Origin of the sequence: Lysobacter avium, from assembly GCF_015209745.1 — a bacterium.
GTDB lineage: Bacteria > Pseudomonadota > Gammaproteobacteria > Xanthomonadales > Xanthomonadaceae > Novilysobacter > Novilysobacter avium.
Map to the genome: position 1 here is coordinate 1,223,301 of NZ_CP063657.1, position 16,206 is coordinate 1,239,506.

At 65.1% G+C, this 16,206-nt stretch carries 15 protein-coding genes; 11 read left to right on the forward strand and 4 right to left on the reverse strand.

From position 1 onward, the window contains the following. The first annotated feature begins 119 nt into the window (after nt 1-119). From INQ42_RS05570 to INQ42_RS05625, 11 genes are all read left to right on the forward strand, one after another. Complete coding sequence (locus INQ42_RS05570) at nt 120-1,034, forward strand: acyltransferase (protein ID WP_194035503.1); 915 nt, start codon at nt 120-122, stop codon at nt 1,032-1,034. 257 nt (nt 1,035-1,291) lie between these two features. Then, nucleotides 1,292-2,314 carry an extracellular catalytic domain type 1 short-chain-length polyhydroxyalkanoate depolymerase gene (locus tag INQ42_RS05575; protein WP_228064447.1) on the forward strand — a complete coding sequence of 341 codons (1,023 nt, stop codon included), beginning with the start codon at nt 1,292-1,294 and terminating at the stop codon, nt 2,312-2,314. 92 nt (nt 2,315-2,406) lie between these two features. Beyond that, nucleotides 2,407-3,135 carry a DUF5666 domain-containing protein gene (locus tag INQ42_RS05580; protein WP_194035505.1) on the forward strand — a complete coding sequence of 243 codons (729 nt, stop codon included), beginning with the start codon at nt 2,407-2,409 and terminating at the stop codon, nt 3,133-3,135. A gap of 101 nt (nt 3,136-3,236) precedes the next feature. Further along, the gene (locus tag INQ42_RS13045; RefSeq protein ID WP_194035506.1) at nt 3,237-3,752 is read left to right on the forward strand and encodes a LysM and BON domain-containing protein; all 516 of its coding nucleotides are present in this window, start codon (nt 3,237-3,239) and stop codon (nt 3,750-3,752) included. 160 nt (nt 3,753-3,912) lie between these two features. Beyond that, nucleotides 3,913-5,106 carry a hypothetical protein gene (locus tag INQ42_RS05590; RefSeq protein ID WP_194035507.1) on the forward strand — a complete coding sequence of 398 codons (1,194 nt, stop codon included), beginning with the start codon at nt 3,913-3,915 and terminating at the stop codon, nt 5,104-5,106. 63 nt (nt 5,107-5,169) lie between these two features. Continuing rightward, nucleotides 5,170-6,213: a S66 peptidase family protein gene (locus INQ42_RS05595; RefSeq protein ID WP_194035508.1), complete on the forward strand. Its 1,044-nt coding sequence runs from the start codon at nt 5,170-5,172 to the stop codon at nt 6,211-6,213. A 173-nt stretch (nt 6,214-6,386) separates the two neighbouring features. Further along, nucleotides 6,387-6,770: a DUF6910 family protein gene (locus INQ42_RS05600; RefSeq protein WP_194035509.1), complete on the forward strand. Its 384-nt coding sequence runs from the start codon at nt 6,387-6,389 to the stop codon at nt 6,768-6,770. Nucleotides 6,771-6,850: 80 nt separating this feature from the next. Further along, nucleotides 6,851-7,345, forward strand: a complete 495-nt coding sequence (locus tag INQ42_RS05605) for a CIA30 family protein (protein WP_194035510.1) — start codon at nt 6,851-6,853, stop codon at nt 7,343-7,345. A gap of 381 nt (nt 7,346-7,726) precedes the next feature. Next, nucleotides 7,727-8,263, forward strand: coding sequence for a hypothetical protein (locus INQ42_RS05615; RefSeq protein ID WP_194035512.1), 537 nt, complete (start codon nt 7,727-7,729; stop codon nt 8,261-8,263). 78 nt (nt 8,264-8,341) lie between these two features. After that, nucleotides 8,342-10,153: an amidohydrolase family protein gene (locus INQ42_RS05620; RefSeq protein WP_228064448.1), complete on the forward strand. Its 1,812-nt coding sequence runs from the start codon at nt 8,342-8,344 to the stop codon at nt 10,151-10,153. Nucleotides 10,154-10,207: 54 nt separating this feature from the next. Beyond that, nucleotides 10,208-11,692: an amidohydrolase gene (locus tag INQ42_RS05625; RefSeq protein ID WP_194035513.1), complete on the forward strand. Its 1,485-nt coding sequence runs from the start codon at nt 10,208-10,210 to the stop codon at nt 11,690-11,692. 1 nt (nt 11,693) lies between these two features. Here INQ42_RS05625 and INQ42_RS05630 read toward each other — a convergent pair whose 3' ends face one another. Genes INQ42_RS05630 through INQ42_RS05645 form a run of 4 tightly spaced genes read right to left on the reverse strand, consistent with a single transcriptional unit; the run spans nt 11,694 to nt 16,199 of the window. Continuing rightward, nucleotides 11,694-12,398 (reverse strand): lysoplasmalogenase, encoded by a 705-nt coding sequence (locus tag INQ42_RS05630; RefSeq protein WP_228064449.1) that lies wholly within the window; start codon nt 12,396-12,398, stop codon nt 11,694-11,696. Beyond that, nucleotides 12,395-13,318 (reverse strand): DUF6999 family protein, encoded by a 924-nt coding sequence (locus INQ42_RS05635; protein WP_194035515.1) that lies wholly within the window; start codon nt 13,316-13,318, stop codon nt 12,395-12,397. The genes INQ42_RS05630 and INQ42_RS05635 overlap by 4 nt, the downstream gene beginning before the upstream one ends. Beyond that, a complete protein-coding gene (locus INQ42_RS05640) occupies nt 13,315-15,228 on the reverse strand; it encodes a 3-oxoacyl-[acyl-carrier-protein] synthase III C-terminal domain-containing protein (RefSeq protein ID WP_194035516.1) in 1,914 nt (637 codons plus the stop codon). The genes INQ42_RS05635 and INQ42_RS05640 overlap by 4 nt, the downstream gene beginning before the upstream one ends. Then, a complete protein-coding gene (locus INQ42_RS05645) occupies nt 15,225-16,199 on the reverse strand; it encodes a sterol desaturase family protein (RefSeq protein ID WP_228064450.1) in 975 nt (324 codons plus the stop codon). Before INQ42_RS05645 ends, INQ42_RS05640 begins: the two co-directional genes overlap by 4 nt. Between the last annotated feature and the right edge of the window lie 7 nt (nt 16,200-16,206).

A 16,206-nucleotide genomic window follows, 5' to 3' on the forward strand; every position in this document is an offset into this window, starting at 1 on the left:
ATTCATGGGCGGGCACCGTGCCCGCCGTATCTGCCGAACTATACATTCCCCGTTGAAGAGCACGAGTCGGACACCGCGATTGCGGCCACAATACGGATCCCCCGGAAACCCGCATCCCCATGGTCCAGGTACGCATCGCCCTGATTTTCCTGCTGCTCGCGCTCAGCACTGTTTTGCATGTCGTCCCGTTGCTGTTGGTGGCGGTGATCAAGGCACTGTTGCCGATCGACCGCCTGCGCAAAGCCAGCAACCCCTTGCTGACCGGCATCGCGGAAAGCTGGATCGGCATCAACAGCTGGATCGTGTCGCGGTTCTTCCAGACGCGCTTCGAGGTCCAGCACGATGGGGTCCTGCTGCGGGACGGCCATTACCTGGTGCTGGCCAACCATCAGAGCTGGGTCGACATCATCGTTCTGCAGAAGGTGTTCAACCGGCGCATCCCGCTGCTGCGTTTTTTCCTCAAGCGCGAGTTGTTCTGGGTGCCGTTGCTGGGACTGGCGTGGTGGGCGCTGGATTTCCCGTTCATGGGTCGGCATACGCCCAAGCAGATCGCGCGCCGCCCCGAGCTGGCGGGGCGCGATATCGAGGCCACCCGCCGTGCCTGCGAGAAATTCCGCGAGATCCCGGTGTCGATCATGAACTTCGTGGAAGGCACCCGCTTCACTCCGGCCAAGCACGCCAAGCAGGGCTCGCCTTACCGGTATCTGCTCAAACCCAAGTCAGGCGGCGTGGCCTTTGTGCTGGACGCGATGGGGCAGGGACTGCACGCGATCCTCGACATCACCATCGCCTATCCCGCGGGTCGACCGTCGCTGATGGACCTGATGGCCGATCGGGTTCCGCTGATCCAGGTGCAGGTGCGCCAACGGGCGATACCCGAAGACCTGCTGGGCGGCGACTACAAGAACGACCGCGACTTCCGTGTTCGTTTCCAGCGCTGGATCAATGGCTTGTGGCAGGAAAAGGATCAGGACCTTGCCACGCTGCTGGGTCCCAGGTCGAGCGCGGTTGAGGAGTCGGATGCCGGCGCCTGAATGGCGAAGCAGGCAGCGACTGCGCGTTCACAGGCACGCCGTATGCTGCACTGCAGCAGGCCGATTGCCTGATTCCGGAGTTTTCGTTGAAACCACTTCACACCATCCTCTCGCGTATCGCGCGCGCTACGCCGCGTTCGATCGCGCCCCGCGGTCGAACGGCCCACAACGTCGATATAGCGGCGACCATTGACCAGGCGCTCACCACCGCTGGGCTGCTGCCGCCACGCGGGAACGAGGCGTCTATCCAACCTGGCGTGAGTGCAACGCCAGCGACGCCACCGGCCTCCAAATACGCCACCCCGCTGACCGCACGCACGACCACGCCACCGCGCCCGCGTTCCAGGAAGGTCCCGGTAACAGGCAAGAGCGAGGAAAAAGTGCCGGCCGGAACCTCGGTCGAGCGGTCCTATACGAACGCCGCGGGCACGCGCGCTTACACGCTGTACATTCCGGCCCATCTTGACCCTGCGGTGCCGGCCCCTGTGGTGATGATGCTGCACGGCTGCACGCAGGATGCCGAAGACTTCGCCACCGGGACGCGGATGAACGCGCTGGCAGACGAGCATGGGGTGCTGGTCGCGTATCCGGCGCAGACGCGGCGCGCGAACGGATCCAACTGCTGGAACTGGTTCCGCAGCCAGGACCAGGCGCGCGGCGCAGGCGAGCCTTCGATCCTTGCCGGGATCGTTGCCGATATCGCGGCGGACCATCGGATCGACAAAACCCGCGTCTACGTGGCCGGACTATCCGCAGGCGGCGCGATGGCCGTGATCCTGGGACGGACGTATCCCGACGTTTTCGCCGGCTTGGGAGTGCACTCGGGGCTGCCGTTCGCTGCGGCCAAGGACATGGCTGGCGCCTTCGCGGCGATGCAGGGCAGGGCGGGCACAACGTCTGCCGCGGCGGAAACAAAGGCGGTTGCCTCCGGGCGCGCAGGCCGAACGGTGCCCGCGATCGTGTTCCACGGCGACGCCGATCGCACGGTGAATTCAAGCAATGGCCGTGCCATCGTCGATGACATCCTCGAATCACCGCATGCACCAGCCCAGCTCACAGCGGACAGCACGGAATCACAGGCGGGCGGGCGTGCCTATACGCGGCAGACCTACGCTGACGATTCGGGTACCCCTATCGTGGACCTGTGGGAGCTGCACGGCGCCGGGCACGCCTGGAGCGGCGGAAACCCGGCTGGCAGTTTCGTCGATGCCGGCGGTCCGGATGCATCTGCCGAGATGCTGCGGTTCTTCCTTCAACACAGCAATCCCGCCGGCGCCTGATCGCGACCTCGCCTTGTGGCAAGCCAGTGGAAGCCACGCCGCGTTCACCATCGATGCGTACAAATAGCGTCATCTGACATCGGGAGCGCGCCATGAAGCATCGAATCCGGGTTGTAGGCATGGCGCTGGCCTCCAGCATGCTCGTGCTGCTTGCAGGATGCGTCACCCCCGGCGGCTACGGCACGCAGGGCGGTTATGGCAATCAGGGTGGTTACGGTGGTGTACCCGGCGGCTATGACCAGCCATCAGCGGAATACCCGTCCCAGTACGGCTCGCAGGTGCAGGGCACGGTCGATGGGGTTGATCCCCGATACGGCCGTCTTTCCCTTGTCGTAGACGCCCCCCGGACGGGACGCCGGCAGCGAACCGACCTGCGCTACGACCAGAACACCCGCTTGTTCTATCAGGGCAGGCAGCACCCGGTCGACGGACTGGAGCGTGGCGATGTGGTGCGCGTTGACGTCACCCAATCGGGTCGCGAATTGTGGGCCCGATCCATCGAGGTGGTGCGCAATGTTCGTGACAGCGGCTATGGCGGCGGCTACGGCGACGATCCCTACGGCGGTGGCTACGGCAGCGACCTGCGCGGCTCGGTCAACTTTGTTGATACCCGTGCGCGTCTGATCCGCCTCGACGGTGCGGGCTACGGCAACAATCAGCAGGTCGCCTACGATGGACGCACCACGGTCGAGTACCAGGGGCGCAGCTATCGTCCAGAGAACCTGCAGCGCGGCGATCAGGTGCGTATCCAGGCGCGCCAGGTTGGCAACAACCAGTGGCTGGCGGAGCGGATCATCGTGGAGCGCTCGGTACGGCGTTGATCGACTCCGATCGAACGTCTGGCCACCTCGTCTTGTCCGTCTTGATTCCAGGCTCACGGACGTTCTGAGAGATTGGCGTTCCCGCAACGCAAGAGCCACATATGAATATTATTGATTTCGTAAAGAACGCTGGCGAGAAGATCTTCAAGCCGGGTGAGGCGCGACGCGAGTCCGCCATTGAGAAGCACCTCGCCAAGTACGGCATCAGCGGCATCGAGGTTGAGGTGGACGGCGACAAGGCCACTCTTACAGGCACCGCGGCCGACACGGCCACGCGCGAAAAGGCGGTGCTCATTGCCGGCAATATCGATGGTATTGCCAATGTCGAAGATCGCATCCGTGTAACCAATCCGACCCCTGCGCCCGTGGCCGCCGCAAACCCCGCCTCGACGACCACCTCCACCGGCTCCGTACAGTCTTCCACGACGGCTTCTGGAGACGGGTGGCAATCGCGTACCTACACGGTGAAGTCGGGCGACTCGCTGTCGAAGATCGCAAAGGAGATGTATGGCGATGCCAGCAAGTACCCGCAGATTTTCGAGGCCAACAAGCCCATGCTGTCGGATCCAGACAAGATCTATCCCGGCCAGGTGCTTCGCGTGCCGCCGGAGCGGTAATCAATAATCCCGCACTGCTTCAAGGAAACAGCCGGGAAACCGGCTGTTTTTTTGCGTTCAAGCGCACCGCAACGGCCGATATTGACCCATGTCAGTACGGAGCGATCGCAACAGTGATCTGATGCGCGCCAGGATCCTTTCCCTCGACGAGGTACACGCCATGTCTCCCCCTGTTTCCGATCGCCGTTGCTGCCCCGCAACGATCAGCGCCGCCATCCGCGCGACCTTGCTGCTTGCGGCCACCGGGCTTGTCAGTTTTGGCGCTGTCGCCGCTCCCGCCGATGCAGATGGGTGGCAATTCAGCGGCGACTTCCGTGGCGGCTATTTCGCCAGCGAGCGAACCGCGCGTGATGGCAGCGAATCCGACGAGGACGCGTTCAACTCACGCATCCGCCTCGCCTTCGAGCGCAACCTCAGCGAGACGTGGAAGTTCCGTACCCGGGTCGCCGGGCGCTTCGGCACAGAGCAGGACGACATCGATGTCTACCTGCGGAGCTATGCGCCCACGCGCGGCGGTGCCGACTTGGGGGACATCACCCTGGACGAGGCCTATTTCGGCTATCAGGCGCCCGATGACGGGCTACGCTTCAAGGTGGGCCGGATGCAGACGGCGTTTGCGGTGCCGGGCGTCGCCTCCAAGGGTCTGGACCGCAACGACAGTCCCAACATCGGGGTGAACTGGACCGACGGCGTGCACCTGGATATGCCGGTGGCAGGCGGCTGGCGCGGACACGTGATCGCCCAATACCAGGATTCCAAGGGCAGCAGCAGCGTTACCGCTGCGCCGTTGGATTTCAGTGCCAGCGGCAGCCGCACGACGCTGTTCCTGGGCATGGAAAACAAACAGCGGGTGGGCGCGATCACCCAGCGGATGCTGTCGCTGACCTGGATGCCCGACAGTCTGGCCGACCTCGGCCTGGCGAACCCGTCGCGGCAGGACTACGTCACCGTCGATGCGCGCGTTGCCGCCGAATGGCCGTTGGGGACTGCCGGGGCGAGGTTCGTCACCGGCGCCGAGGTCGGATATGCGCTGGAAACACCGGTCGACGCGGTCAGCGGCACGGGGGGAACCGGGGACACCGGCGGACTGGCGTGGCAGGTGCAGGCCAGCGTCTATGACTTCGCGCCCGATCACAATATCGGCGTGGCCATCGGTCGCGCGGACGCGGGCTGGCTGATCTCGCCGGACTACCGCCCCAACGACAGTTCGCTGGAAGTGAGGTACCAGTGGCAGTTCCTGCCAAAGACCTCGATGGAGGCGCGGGTCCGCGAGCGCCGTGAACTCGAGCACCCGGCCGGCACCCGCGCGCGGGTTGATCGCGATCTTTATGTGCGGGTGTCGCACAAGTTCTGACTGAATTGTCCGCCCCGGAAGCGTTTGCTACGCTCGCCTGCACTCTGATCGGCAGGCAGCAGCATGCACAGGCGACAGTTTCTCGGACGCGCAGCCGGCGCTGCGCTCATCCTGCCGTTGCTGGGCGCGAGCGATGTGTTTGCTGCGCCCTCGTCCGGCAAGTTGCTGCCGGTTCCGCTGTCCACGGGCGACTGGGTCGGGCTGGTCAGTCCCTCATCGGCCCTCAACGACGGGTTCGACCTGCAACTGGCGCAGGAGGTCATGCAGGCGCTGGGGTTCAAGGTCAAGACCGGCGAACACTACGCACAGCGCCGGGGACATCTGGCGGGGACGGATGCCGGACGCGCCGGTGACATCAATGCGATGTTCTCCGATCCGGAGGTCAAGGCCGTCATCGCGACGCGCGGCGGCTCGGGTGCCGCGCGCCTGCTTCCGCTGCTGGACTACGAGGCAATCGGCAGCAATCCCAAGGCGCTGCTCGGGTTCTCGGACATCACGGCGCTCCACAACGCCATCCACGCGCAAACCGGGCTGGTGACCTTCCACGGGCCCAATGGCTCCGGCAGCTGGAACCGCTTCAACGTCGACCAGTTCGAGCGCGTGTTCTTCAAGCGCGAACTGATGCAATACCGCAACGTCCAGGACCCCGGCGACGAGCTGGTGCAGCGCCGCAATCGCACGATCACGATCACCGGTGGCAAGGCCCGCGGCGAGCTCGTCGGCGGCAACCTGTCGGTCCTGGTGGCCCTGGCGGGGTCCCCGTACCTGCCCGATTTCACCGACAGGATCCTCTTCATTGAGGATGTGTCCGAAGCCCCGTACCGCATCGATCGCATGCTCACCACGTTGAAGCTGATGGGTGTGCTGGACCGGATCGCCGGGGTAATCTTCGGGGAGTGCAGCGACTGCGAGCCGGGCAACGGCTACGGGTCGCTGACGTTGTCGCAGATCCTCGACGATCATCTCAAGCCGCTGAAGATCCCCGCCTACCAGGGCGCGATGATCGGGCACATCCGCCAGCAGTTCATCGTGCCGGTGGGTGGGTTGGTGGAGATGGACGCCGACGCCGGTACCTTCCGCATGCTGGAGCCGGTGTTCGCGTCCTGACAGCGTGGACCACCGCGGCATGCCTACACTGGGCCGCATGATCAGGCCAAACATCCTGCGGAAACTCGACCTCGAGACTGCGTCCGCGCCGGGGCGTCCGCGACACATCGCCTCGGGCAGCGCGCTGGTCGCGATTGACCGCGCGCAGGGCCATCGACGCAATGGAGCACGACGTGAGCCGGGTTGATCTGGGGATGGTCGAAGGCGTTGCGCTGTCGATCACCGACGGCGCGCTGCTTCCGGACGGGCGTCTTGTGGTCACGGCCGTGGCCGAGCAATCGCCCGACAGCTATCAGGACGGCCCTTGCGTGGGCGCGGCTGTCGCCGTGATCGCGAGGGACGGGCGCGTGTGCGAGCTGCATCACCTCGAGCCGATCTACAAGGTCGAGGGCGTGCAGGCGTGGGTAGAGGAGGGGGGAGCGCGACTGTTGCTGGTGACCGATTCCGACGATGAGGACACCGCCAGTCTCCTGCTGGAGGCGCAGCTTCCCGCAGCGCTCCAGCGCCCTCAGGCTGCCGGCTTCGCCAGTGCGGTGAGCAACTGGCTCATACGGTAGGGCTTGGGCAGGAAGACGATGGGGTCGGAAAAGATCGGATAGATGATGCCAGACTCGATCACCTCACTTCCGGAGATGCCATGCCCCTGAAGATCAATTTTGATGACGCCGGCGACGAACCGGGGTGGACCGCGTTGAACGACGAGGTGATGGGCGGAATTTCAACCGGAAATGCCGTGGTTGCCGGTGGGCGGCTGCGATTCGCAGGGGCGCTGTCATTGGCGAACAATGGCGGGTTTGCGTCGGTGCGCACCAAGGGGCGCGACTTCGACCTCAGCGGTGCCGGGGACGTGACGATGCGCGTTCGCGGGGACGGCCGCCGCTACCAGTTGCGCCTGGCAACCGACGCGCGTCACCGCGGCATCGCAGTGTCCTTTGGGGCGGAGTTTGCTACGCAGGCGGGGGAGTGGATCGAAGTGCGCTTGCCGCTCGGGTCGCTCAAGGCCACGGTGCGCGGTTCGCCGGTGACAGACGTCAAGTTGAACCCGTCCGGGGTACGGGAGATCGGCCTGCTGATTGCCGACAAGCGCGAAGGTCCGTTCCTGCTTGAGGTCGACTGGATCGCGGCGGGTTGACGGCGGGGCATTCCAGCGGTGGGTAATCCAGGTTCCAGGTTGTCGCTGCGGCCTGCCGCTGACCAGCGCTGCCGGGCACGTCGGATTTTCCCGGCAACCTTTTCATTACATCGACCGCTTTATGCTCAGCCATCCCGTCCACGCAACAAGGAGAGCGACATGCCACGTAGCATCGGTGAACGATATGCCTGCGAGAGCTGTGGAGCGCAACTGGTTTACGAGAAGCCCTGTACCTGTCCCGAGGGCAAGCCACACGCGGAAATCTGCTGCGGCGTCCAGATGAAGCAGGTGGCGCAGAAGGCTCCCAGCGAAAGCACGCCGCGGTAGATTCCACGCGTCTGCAAGTCAGGCCGGGTTAGCACCCTTTGAAGCGGGGATTGGATGGACAGTCGAGAGGAAGAGCGCGATTGGGGTGGTCTTCGGATGCGGCGGGCCGCGGCGAGGGCGAGCCACAGCATCGACGACGGGCAATCACGGTTCACGACGGCGGTGGTGATCTTTGTAGCGGTCGCGATTGCCTATCCCTGGTATTCCTACGCGGTCCACTCCCGCCTGATGGCTCGGGACATCGCGGCCGGACTTGCCCAGGTCTCGGCTGACGTCGATTCTTCCTCTGCTGTGGCAGCGCACCGCAGCGACGATGGCCGGGGTCGACAGACGTCGATGACCGACCCGATCGATCGCCACGCCGCCGCCCGGCATCGCCTGGATGTCGTGCAGGTCAAGGGTGCCAGCGACGGCCGGGCCGGGACCGTGGTGGTTGTTGAGCTGGGTGCGGTCGGAGTGGCGGAGTCCGCCGCACGGATCTGTCAGCAGGCAGCGGGTTTTGTCGGCTACCGCCTGGAGGGGGAGGTGGTCCGCGTGCAGCGCTACCGCGGAACCAGGCCGGCAACGGACGCGGGCCAGATTCGCTGCTAGATTGTCGGGTTCGCGTGTTGGCGATCTATCATGACAAGGGCCCGCCAAATGCGGGCCTTCGTCGTCAAAGGGGGTTGCATGGGGAAGTACTCGAACGCGTGGAGGGCGGCATCGCTCGCGCTCCTGCTGGCCAATGGGATGTCGGGCGCCGCCTTGGCTCGCGACACCGGCCAGACGACCGCAATCACCAACGCGCTGGTCTTTGACGGCACCGGGGGAGCGGCGTATCCGGCAACGGTGCTGATCCGCAACCAGCGCATCGTCGACGTTGGCCAGGATCTGAAGGTGCCCAAGCGGGCAGTGGTGATCGATGCAGACGGCAAGACGCTCATGCCCGGGCTGTTCGACCTGCACACGCACTGGACGCCGAATTCCAGCCCGTCCTCCAGCGCGGGCCTGTCGGGGGTCTATCTGGCGGCGGGAGTCACCACCGTCAACGATTTCCACCAGGCGCCCGAATCCTACGCGCCCCGGCGCGAATGGCTGGGCAGCATGGCCGCGCCGCATGTCAATTTTGCCGCGCGCATGAGCACGCCACTGGGTCACGGGGCCGACTGGGCCGACACGGCCACCACGCGCTGGGTGAATTCGCCGGATGCGGCGCGTCATGCCGTCCGCGAGCTGGCGCCGTACAAGCCCGACATGATCAAGGTGTTCACCGATGGCTGGCGCTACGGCCACATGCCCGACAACACCAGCATGGATCCGTGGACGTTGACGGCGCTGGTCGAGGAGGCGCACGCCAACGGACTCAAGGTCGCCACCCACACCGTCACCGCGGAACGGGCGGGATGGGCCGGCGACGCGAAGGTCGACCTGATCGCCCACAGCATCCAGGACCGCGTGGTGGATGCAGACACCATCGCGCGGCTGAAGGCCGGTGCTACGTTCTACGCGCCGACACTGGCGGTCTACGAGCCGGTCAAGATGGGCAGCTCGCCGCCGGCCGATCCCGAATCGCCCGCGTTTTTGAGCCGCCAGCGCAATTTCCGCAACGCGATGGAAAACGTTCGCGTGCTGCACGAGGCCGGTGTACCCATCGCGCTCGGCACCGACGCCGGCATGCCGGGGACGCCCCACGGCGCGGCCACCCTGCGCGAGCTGGAACTGCTCGTCCAGGCGGGCTTGACCCCGGCCGAGGCACTGCGGGCAGGCACCGCAACCAGCGCTGCAGCCATCGGCTTGCACGGAGACCGCGGCCGCGTCGCCAAGGGCCAGCGCGCCGACCTGTTGCTGGTGGACGGAAAACCCTGGGAGAACATCCAGGACATCAAGAAGCTCAGCCGCGTCTGGCTGGACGGCCAACTGGTCGTTGGCCCTGGTGTGCATCTGCCGGCCAGCAACGCGCGCCCATACCCGAAGCCCGAGGTCGCGGGACCGCTGGTCGATGATTTCGAGCGCGCGGACGAGCGCACGGCGCTGGACACACTGCGCACCGATGACAATGACGGCGGCAACGACCGCACATGGCAATTGACCCGGGTCGTGGTGCGTGACCCAGGCGGACACGCACTTCGGACCATGGCGCGGATGTCCAGCAAGGATCGCGCCTATGCCGCGGTGGTGCTGCCATTGAGCCGTGGCTCGGTAAAGCCGGTGGACCTGCGCGGCTATCGCGGTGTGCGTTTCGACATCCGCGGCGAAGACGGAAGCCACGCGCTAATGCTCAAAGGTCTGGAAGGCGGGCGATGGAAGACCGCGATCACCGTGCAGCCGCAATGGCAGCAGGTCAGCGTGGATTTCACCCAACTGAAGTACGCGCCCTACCGGGTGGTCGAGGGCGAGGACCGGCCATGGCGGGGCGACGATGCCACGGATCTGCAGTTCATCGTTGAAGGGGACGGCGCGAAGATGCCATGGTTTGAACTCGACAATGTGCGGTTCTACTGAGCCTTGCGCTCGTATTTTTGCTGTGGGCACCACCAGGAGTGACCTGTGAAGTCGATGAGCAAGACAGCCGTGGCAATCCTCGCCGCATTGGCACTGCAGGGTGCGGCCGTCGCCGGACAGCTCGACCCCGCCAATGCCGATCGTGCCCCCGTGGGCACCACGGCAGCACATGGCCAGCCCTTAATGCAGCGCCTGGACGCCTATGCACCACAGATTATCCGCATGGCCGACCGGATGTGGCAGGAACCCGAGCTGGGCTACCTGGAAAACGCGTCATCGGCATTGATGCAGGAGGAGTTGCGCGCCCACGGTTTCCAGATCGAGGCCGGAGTGGCCGGGATGCCGACAGCCTTCGTGGCGACCGCCGGCAAGCGCGGCAAGGGACCGGTGATCGGATTGCTGGCGGAAATGGACGCGCTGCCGGGAATGTCGCAGGCCGCGGTGCCGCAGCGGCAGCCCATCGCCGGCCAGGATCCGGGGCACGCCTGCGGGCATAACCTGTTTGGCGCCGGCACGGTGGGGGCGGCGGTGGCGTTGAAGGAATGGCTCGACAGCAGTGGCACCGAGGGCGAGATCCGGGTATTCGGCACGCCGGCCGAGGAGGGCGGCTCGGGCAAGGTGTACATGGTCCGCGACGGACTGTTCAAGGACGTCGACGTGGCGCTGCACTGGCACCCGAACTCGCGGAATTCCGCCGCGCAGAGCATCAGCCTGGCCAACATCAGCGGCAAGTTCCGCTTCAGCGGCCAGGCCTCACACGCGGCGATGGCGCCGGAGCGTGGACGCTCTGCGCTGGACGGCGTGGAAGCACTGAACCACATGGCCAACATGCTTCGCGAGCACGTGCCGCAGGAAACCCGCATCCACTACATCATCAGCAACGGCGGGGGGTCAGCGCCCAACGTGGTTCCGGCCTCGGCGGAGGCCTACTACTACGTTCGCCATCCCGATCCGGTGGTGGTGCGGAGCGTGTTCAAGCGCCTCACCGACGCCGCCGAGGGCGCGGCGCTGGGCACCGGCACCAGCTTTGAATTCGAGCAGACCGGCGGAGTGTTCAGCCTTCTGCCCAACGACACCCTGGGCAAGGTCATGCATGCCTCACTGCAGCAGGTGGGCGGCGTGGAATACAGCGCGGCGGATGTCGCGTTCGCCAAAGAGCTGCAGACGCATCTCGAGCAGCAGGTCGATATCAGCGAAGCGGCAAAGATCGCACCGTATTCGGTTGACGGCGACGGCTTTGGATCGACCGACGTCGGCGATGTCAGCTGGGCGGTTCCGACGGTCGGCATGGGCGCAGCGACCTGGGTTCCGGGCACGCCCGCGCACAGCTGGCAGGCGGTTGCCGCGTCGGGCATGGACATCGGCCACAAGGGCGCCGTTGTGGCGGCCAAGGCGCTGTCACTGACGGCGATGCGGTTGTTCTCCGATCCCGGGCTGGTACAGCAGGCGCGCGCCGAGTTCGACCGACGACGCGGCAAGGACTTCAGCTACGAGCCGCTTCTGCAACGCAAGAATCCGCCACTGGACTACCGCAAATAGCTCAGGCGCCGCGTACGGAATCCGCGATGCACCACTGTGCCGAGTAGTAGCTGGCCAATACCCAGACAATGGCGACAGGAATGTCCGTAACGAACCGGTTCCATGCAAGCAATGTGTCGCTGAGGATGAAGAGTGCGCCGCCGAGGGCCGCGATCCGCGCCGGGTGGGCTGTCTGGACCGGAGTGTTGCGCAGACGCCACCCGCGTGCCGCAGCCAGCGCCGCCATCACCGCAATGACGGCCACATACGCCACTACCGGTGGTTGCAGCGCTGTGGGAACACTCGGCAGCAAACCGACAAGGACCAACGCCGAAACCGACGCGTACGCGAGCAGTGCAACTGCGGTCGCGCCAGTTGACGCTCCGCGTGCAAACGCCGTGGCGTACGCAATGTGCGCCAACAGGAAGGAGACGAGCCCGGGTACGAACCAGTCGCCTCGCAGCATCAGGAATGTATCGCCGACTGCGGAAAGGACAAGTCCCACGGCGATCAAGCGCTGATATCCGCTGGCAACGACAGGTGCGGCGCCAAGCACCATCCACAGCAGAAGAAGGGTGGTCAAAGGCTTGGTGACGTAGTGCAGCCATCGTGCGTTACCGTCAAGGAGCGCACTGACAATCGCCAGGGCCGCGCTGGCGGCGACCAGAAGCGCGAATGTCGTTCGGGGCGCTGTCACTCCAGGTGCTGGCGCTCGAGGTTCGTTCATGGCTGCGGACTTTGCACATCCGGTTTTTCCTTCGTCCCGCCGGATCGCGTCTGCGCAGCCTTCAACCGCATCAAATGACCGTGCAACATTTCCGTCGACAACCCATGCAGTGACAGCCGGTAGCCGGCGCGCAGGGTGGACATCGGCACCAGTGGATGTTTGTTGTTGACCAGTCCGAGGTGTTCCCGGGCATCCAGCAGGGTGGCGACGTAGATGCCGATCGTTTCATCCAGTTGCAGTGAGTTCGTGGCCCGCCAGAAATCGTCATCGCTCAGGAACAGTTGATACACCGGGGTGAACAGCTCGATCGCGCTCTGCAGGTCGAGGAAGTTGCGGCGTCGGTTGGGCATGTCCTCGATCCGCAGATGATCGGGCTGGTGGATCATTGAGAAGTCTGGAGTGTCGACCTTCTCGAGCTGCTTGCCACTGGCGCGCAGCGCGCTGTTCAGCCGGATCACGAAGTTGTAGAGGTTGAGGTCGTGGACCAGGTACATGTCTGGCGCAACGTCGGCGATTTTTTCCGGTCGCAGCGGATTGGTCTCGATATCGACCGGTGCATTGGCCGCGATGAAGGACAGCGCCTGCGAACCGATGCAGAAGTGGCGCAGGATCAGCCAGTTGGCCTCCGGGCGGATGAAGTTCTCCATGCCCCAGGCAAGCAGCCGGTGCAGCGTCGGGGAAAATGCCAGCTTGCGCGGAGTGAATACCTTCAATATCTGCAGCAGAATGATAGTCAGCCGCGCAAACGGACGGATGAAGGGCAGCACGTACTGCCGTGACCGCGAGCTGGAGTCCACAAGCCAGGCGTGTTTCACCGCCGGGTCAATGGGCGTGGACTGGTCCAGGTACAGCGCAAGCCACGGGCTGGGGTCGCGTGGGTCGTGCTCCTGCTCAAGGAAGTCGGGGGGCCGCTGGTTCATGCAGAGGTCTCCGGAAGGGGCGTGACGTGCTGGAACTGCATCAGGTACATCTCCGCGGTGCGTTTGGCGGTGTCCAGGATATCCATCGCCAGTTGTCCGTCGCTGTCGTGCTCCAGGGCGATCTCCACGGCCCGCAGCCAGCGCAACAGATGATGCTGGTCATTCTCGCCGTGGTATTCGAGAAAGCGGAATGCGTCGCGCGGAACGTCTTTGAGCGTCGCCTTGATCAGCGGAAGCAGGGCAGGAATGATCCGCTGTCCCGTGCCTTCAATGATGTAGATCGCGCCCAGCAGGCCGATAGGGTTCTCGGTCGCAGCGAGTGCGTGCAGATAGGCGTTCAGCGCCTCGCCGCCGGGATTGCGTTTGAGGCGGTTGATGTCCGCCGCCGGACCGCCGGCTTTGCCGTAGTCGCTGAACAGGATTGCGAAATCGTCCTGCTCCTCGCCTGCATGGGTCTCAATCAGCGCTGCGAGCGACTCGAAGGGGGCGGTGACGCTGGCGGCACCCTCGCGCATCCACAGGCTGCCCTCGCGCACCTGCGGAATCCAGTGACTCATCCAGCTCAGGTAGTCGGCGCGGGTCCACTCGCCTTCGCGCAGGCGTCGAACCACGGGAGTGCGCCAGACCCGCGAGCGGTAGTCGTGCCACACGCCGGCCAGTTTTCCGAGCAGGTCGCGCAGCGCTTCAGGCGCGTCAGCGGGGTCGTGCGGCGCGGAAACCGAGGTGTCCAGCAAAGACGTGGCGGCAGCGATCGCACAGTGCGGTTCCGGAACGGCCAGCGGGGCGTCGGCGGCTTCGACATCGATCAGCACGAAGGACGCAGTGAAGCGGCCGGACTCCGGGATAAAACAGAGAATCTGCTGGCCAGCCTCGATCTCGCGGGTGCGCAGGAACTCGTCAAGCATGATGAAGATAGACGCCGCGCCCGTGTTGCCACGCGTCGCCAGGTTGCTGTACCAGCGCTCCCGCGGGATCGCCAGGCCGGCTTTTTGCATCAGGTCGTCAACGACCGGGGCAAACTTCTCCGAGGAGTAGTGGCACAGGAAATGGTCGACGTGCTCCGGGTTGATATCCCCGGCCTGCACCAGACGTACGTACTCGTGGATGCAAACGTCGAACAGGTTCGGCAGCAGCCGGATGTCCTGGCGCAACATCAGGGCGCCGTCGGCTTCCGCGTCCTGCCAGCGGTCGTAATCGAGGTGGGAGCGGCCCTCTTTGGCCGAGAGTCCCAGCTGCATGCACACCGGGTAGTCGCCGGAAAACGAGCGCTGATGGATGAAGCGCAACTTCAGCCGCAGCTTCGCGTCGGGGTTGGGGCGGGAAGACAAAAGCACCGCGCCGGCACCGTCGGAGAGCATCCAACGCAGGAAGTGGGCATCGAAGTCGGCGTCGTAGCCGCAGCCGGCAAATCGGGACCGCTTGAACAGCCGCGACGGCATTTCCGCAGCGGCCACCAGGGCGTGCTCGTGGGATCCCAGCTCGATCGCAGACGCCGCCGCCTCCCAGGCCGCGATCCCGGACGCGCAGATCCCGTGCGAGGTCAGGGTCTGCATTGGCGGCCCGTTGAGTTCACCCAGCACCATGTTGGCGAAGCCGGGCAGCAGTGCGTCGCCGCCGCACCCGCCCGTGGCGAGCATGCCGACGTTGTCCAACGGCTGGGTTGCGCTATGCAGGCACTCGCTGATCGCACGTGCGGCCATTGCCTCGGGCGACGTGTGGGTGGTGCCGTCTTCGTTGATGCCGTAGTGCCGGGCGGAGATCCCGTTCTGATCCAGGATGCGCTGCTTGATGCGCGATGACAGCTGGTTCAGTGGCGCGACAAACGCATCCATGCCAGCGTTGTCGATCGCGGGGCCGGGCAGGTGACGTGCGTGCCCGGTGATGTAGACGTTGTTGAAGCGCGTGGTCATTCTCGGGAATCCTTGACGTGCGACGGGGCGGCCAGATGGTCTGCGGCGCCCGCCGCAATGGTGGTGCCTGCCAGACGGTCGAACACGTCCAGCAGGAAGCCGTAGTTGCCGTGATAGACAGCGTGATGGAGATGATGGCGTCGGCTGGCCGCGAGCGGGCCGCGAGCGGGCGCGTGTTGGCTGAACTCGTAGTTCGCGTGCCCCAGGTTGTTGAGCACGATGCTCATCAGCGGAAGGCAGAACAGCGCGATCGGGCTGAAGTCGTGCACCAGCATCGGCAGGATCGGCACGCTGCCCAGCAGCAGGGCTTCCACCGGGTGGAAGGCATAAGTGGCAAACGGGGTCGGCGTCAGCGAGCGGTGGTGATCCGCGTGGAACCGCCGCAGCGGCCGTGAGTGCAGCAACCGGTGGCAGAGATAAAAGTGCAGCTCGTTCCACAGGAACAGGGAGAAAAGCTCGACAGCGATGCGCGGCCCCGACGCCTCATACGCGAGTCCGGCCCAACCGCTGCGTAGCAACCACCACGGCACCAGGACACCTACGCCGAACAGCAGGATCGAACCACAGGATTCAGCGATCTCACGACTCAGCTGCCCTGGACGCAGGGGCCGCTGATCGAGCACACGGCCGAAGCCGACGCGCGGCAACAGGGAGCGCGTCAGCCACCAGGTCAGCGCGCCGGTCACGAAATACAGCGCAGCGAAGTAGAGCGTCGCCCACAGAACTACTTGCCAGGGAGGCAGCGCGACGAAGTTGTGAGCGAAGCGGGTAATGCCGGTGGGGTCCAGACGTGGTTCCATCCATGGCTGGCTGGATTTGTGGCCAAAGGGTACCCGTCGGGCGCATGGCTGGCCAATGGTCGCCGGAGTTGGGTCTTTGCTCTTTCCTCGCCCAGCGGCGCCGGGGTTGTCGCCGGGCTCGCACTCGCCATGACCGTGTCCCGCGGTTTGGTCGTCGTTGCCTTGACGCACGTCAGGG